The organism is Nocardia asiatica NBRC 100129 (assembly GCF_000308415.1).
Taxonomy (GTDB): Bacteria; Actinomycetota; Actinomycetes; order Mycobacteriales; family Mycobacteriaceae; genus Nocardia; species Nocardia asiatica.
In genome coordinates, this window is record NZ_BAFS01000352.1 from 1 (window position 1) to 1065 (window position 1065).

At 75.3% G+C, this 1065-nt stretch carries 1 protein-coding gene; it reads left to right on the forward strand.

Going from position 1 to position 1065, the window contains the following annotated elements:
* On the forward strand, positions 1–1065 hold a 1065-nt coding region (locus ON27_RS29360), incomplete at both ends, for a hypothetical protein (protein WP_043734825.1).

The following is a 1065-nucleotide window of genomic DNA, read 5'->3' on the forward strand; positions in this document are numbered from 1 at the left end:
GGCCCGGGCGGGGCCGTGGTCGGCCGGGGCGATGCGGTGCTGGGCCGGGGCGACGCGGTGTTCGGCGGGGGCGACGCGGTGGTCGGCGGGGGCGACGCGGTGGTCGTGCTGCTGGAGGACGCGGGCGTCGGCGTGCGACTCACCGCCTACGTCGTCGCGGCGAGGCCCGGCGCGGTACGACCCGATCGGCTGTGGGCCGCGCTGGCCGAGGCGCTGCCCGGATATCTGGCACCCGCCGCCTATGTGGTGCTCGGCACACTTCCCGTCACCCCGTCCGGCGAGCTGGATCGGCGTGCCCTCCCTGGCCTCGGCAGGGCTTCGGCCGAGTACACGGCGCCCGTTACCGCCGCCGAGCGGGCGGGCGCGCGCGTGTTCGCCGAAGTGCGCGGTAACAAGCCGGTCGGTCGGAACGACGACTTGTTCGCACTCGGCGGAAAGCGTCCGGTGGCCCCGCGGGTCGCCGCGCGACGGTCCGCCGACCCGAACTGCCCGCTCGGAGTCCGCGACGCACGCGCCGCCTGCACGGTGGCCGAACTCGCCGGACTCGTCGAGCGGGCCGGTGGATCCGGCGGCGCGTCCATGGTCGCGCAGCTGCGGGCACGGCCACGGCCGCCGCTGGTTCCGCTTTCCCCGGCGCGGCGGCGCATCCGGTCGTGCGACCGGTTCGACGATGCCGAGGCAATCGCCTTCGAACTGCCCGAACTGTCGGTCGCCACCAGTACCCTGGACATCGGAGTGACCGAGCTCGATCCGCAGCTCACGGTCACCGAGGACTCCGCCGGTGCCGGACTCGGGGAAGGTTCGGCATCGGCGGGGGTGCCGGTGGAATTCACCCCCGCCACGCCGGCGGCGAAACTCGTCGCTGCCGCTTCCGGTGCACTGCTCGGCGTCGACCGGGCGGGTCCGGACGACGATCCCTTCGCTCGCGTCGGTGACTCGCGCACTCCCGCCCGCGTCGGTGACTCGCGCACTCCCGCCCGCGTCGGTGACTCGCGCACTCCCGCCCGCGTCGGTGACTCGCGCACTCCCGCCCGCGTCGGTGACTCGCGCACTCCCGCCCGCGTC